Source organism: Streptomyces sp. NPDC101151 (assembly GCF_044768335.1).
In the GTDB taxonomy this organism is placed as follows: Bacteria; Actinomycetota; Actinomycetes; order Streptomycetales; family Streptomycetaceae; genus Streptomyces.
Map to the genome: position 1 here is coordinate 1 of NZ_JBIWPP010000112.1, position 3,124 is coordinate 3,124.

The following is a 3,124-nucleotide window of genomic DNA, read 5'->3' on the forward strand; positions in this document are numbered from 1 at the left end:
ACCGCAGTGATCTTTCACGCGGACAGGGGCGCCCAATACACGTCGGCGGCGTTCGCACAGGTCTGTGACGGTTTCGGGATCCGCAGGAGCATGGGCCGGGTCGGCTCGAGCCACGACAACGCGCTCGCCGAGTCGTTCTGGCAAGGACTCAAGAGGGAGACGATGCACCAGAGGATGTTCTCGACGGTGCGTCAGGCGAGGCCGGAGATCTTCCAGTGGCTGACCTACTACAACGCCCGACGGCGCCACAGCGCCCTCAACTACCTCTCGCCGGCCGAGTTCGAACAGCAGCACCGGCGAGGACGTAAACTCACACTCGCAGCATGAACCCCTGTGTCCACACTCCGGGGGACGCCTCACTCAGCTCTCCCATCAGCCTTTTGCGAATCCGCTCGCTCTCTTCACTGGTGAACACCCAGTGGCTCGGACGGCGGCGCGGCGACTGGTTCCGGTGGCTTTATCCTCCTATCGCGGAAAACTGGTCAACTTAAAGAGGAAATACCCTCCTCAGGGAATACACGGGAGGGCGGCAGAAAGGGCAGAGATTGCCCATACCCTAGGTTGGCTTTGTCGCAACGAAGACCCCGCATTACAGTCGCCGAATGGCACAAGCGAGCGAGCGCGAAGCGCAAGGCAGACCGAGCGCAGGTTCCGCGCGGAGAACAAGTGCGACACCAGCGGACTGCGGACGCAGAGGACGCGTGCCATCTGCGGCTCGAAACTGACACACCATCACCTACCTGTGTGACGTGCTCGCGTTGCCGAGCCTGCCGGGCGGCGCTGCCCGGCAGGCTGTAAACCGCAGTGACCGTAAGCGGAAGAAGCAGACTGTGAGGGATGGCGGCAGACACAGCGTGACGGCGGATCATGCCGTCGACGTGACAGCAGGCTGCGGGGGCATACGCCCCTGCCCTGTCGGCCGCCCTTGGCCTCAAGAGGCAATGCCGCCTCCTGAGCGTGCTGGTCGCCGCGCGCGCCGGTCCGGACTGCTTGCACCAGCCGGGAAGCACCGCGCGACACCACCTCACGACGAACTTCTCTGACATCACGCACTTTTCCTGCGCCTTCCTATGGCGGGCTCAGGAACTGCAAGCGAACAGACAGGGTTCTCCAACGTGCAGACAGAACGCGATACCGCGCTGCAGATGGCGCACCACGGCGATACCCACACATGCGAGGAGGTCATCACTACCTGCCTCCCGCTTGTCTACAACCTGATCGGACGCGCACTGAACGGCCATCGGGCAACCGACACCCTGGTCGAGGACACTATGGTCCAAGCTGTGCTCGGCGCGGCCGAGCTGCACAGCGGCGGCAATTTCCGCTCCTGGCTGACAGCGACCGCCATGGACCGCGTATGGGAATACTGGCAGGGCCGGTCGCGGTGGCACCAGCAGCGCGTGCCGGCCGACGTTCAAACCGCTGACGCGCCCGCCGCACCCGTCACGGACTTCGTCGATCTGACCGTGTTCCAATTGGACTTGGCCGGACAGCACCTGGAAACGGCCAAGGCGTCTCGCTGGTTGGGGCCCGCCGACCAGATCGTACTGTCCCTGTGGTGGCTGGAGTGCGGGGGCGAGCTAACCCCTCCAGAAGTTGCCGCAGCCTTGCAGCTGTCCACTTCACGCAGCGCTGTGCGCGTGCAGCAGATGAAGCGCCGCCTGGACACTGCCCGAGTCGTGGTACGGGCCCTGGAGACGAAACCGCCATGCCCAGCCCTGCACGGGCTGCTCACCACATGGGACGGGATACCCGACAGCACATGGCGGATACACATAGCCCTCCATATCCACGGCTGCGTGAACTGCTCCGCCCTGCAGTACAACCTGTATCCCTCCCAGGCACTGCTCACTGCCCTGCCGCTCCTGCCTCCCCCTCCAGCACTGACTGCCACCATCCGGCAGCTGGTCCCACAGATCGCCAGGCCCACATGGAGCCGGGCCATGCCGCCTGGTGTCCCGCCGATCAAGCCACGCCATGCCCGGTACAGAACACAGCGGCCGAGGTCGGGTCGCCGAAGCGTTATGGCTGGAACCGTGCTCGCCCTGGCTGCAGCTGGCCCCCTCTACCTACACGAACGGGCCACTGAACAAACTCCAGCGCCTTCCCCGAAGCACGCTGCACCACCTGGTCTGGCGCCCGCTGCACCTTCACCGTCCACGAGTGAGGCGTCCGCACCGTCCGCCTCACCGTCGGCTTCTGTAAGGATTTTCGCCCCCAGCTCTCCGTATGTGACCGCTCCGCCTCGTCCGTCCGGTACCGCACGCACTACTCCACCAGAGGCTGAGAAGGTCATCGCGGTGGTCAACCAGGAGCGCACCAGGGCTGGCTGCGGTCCGCTGACAATGAACGCCCGTCTGACGGCTGCGTCACAAAACCACTCCACTGACATGGTAGAACGTGGTTACTTCGGCCATGTCAGCCCCGACGGGAAGGATCCGGGGGAGCGCATCGCCGCTGCTGGATACCGGTGGTCCACCTATGGCGAGAACATCGCCCGAGGCCGGCAGAGCCCCGCGGAGGTCATGCACGCCTGGATGAACAGCCCAGGCCCCCGGGCCAACATCCTCAACTGCTCATTCACGCAGATCGGCATCGGGATACGTGACGCAGCGGGTGGCCCCCGGTGGACGCAGACCTTCGCAGCAGCACGCTGACCCCCAGCCAGTGCTGGGACCGCATAAGACGCTGTTGCCTTTCCGAGAATGAAAGTGGTTTTTTGGCTGGTCAGGCATAGGGCCGATGATTCCGTGGGAACCGTGGCCTGTCATGTCGCCGCTCTGCGGGAGGTCTCGGATGCCGTCGGTCGTTGGACTGCTGGAACAGCATGAGCTTGCTGCTCGTCGGCGCGTGGACGAGCTGCGAGAGGAGGCCGACCGCGTCCAGGCCGAGCTGGCCGCGGCCGAGCAGGAGTGGCAGGAGTGGGTGATCGCCCGCAGGCGGGTCGCTGGCTCCGGACGACGCCGAGACTGGCGAGGCCGGGGCCAATGCGGATCCGCAGAGTGCTGTCGCGCCGTCCCCTCTGTGACAGCGTGGCGTGAAACGCCTCGATTTGTCTTGTTAGCCTGTGAGGGCACGACGAGGAGAACCACCGCCAGTGACCAGCCAGAACACCCCCGGCATA

General features: G+C 65.0%; 2 protein-coding genes. Both read left to right on the top strand.

Features of this window, described 5'->3' with window-relative positions; all coding sequences use genetic code 11:
• The coding region (locus ACIRU3_RS47470) for an integrase core domain-containing protein (protein ID WP_404070649.1) at nucleotides 1–327 on the top strand (327 nt) is incomplete at its 5' end.
• Nucleotides 328–2,300: 1,973 nt separating this feature from the next.
• A complete protein-coding gene (locus ACIRU3_RS47475; protein WP_404070652.1) occupies nucleotides 2,301–2,657 on the top strand; it encodes a CAP domain-containing protein in 357 nt (118 codons plus the stop codon).
• Nucleotides 2,658–3,124 lie beyond the last annotated feature (467 nt).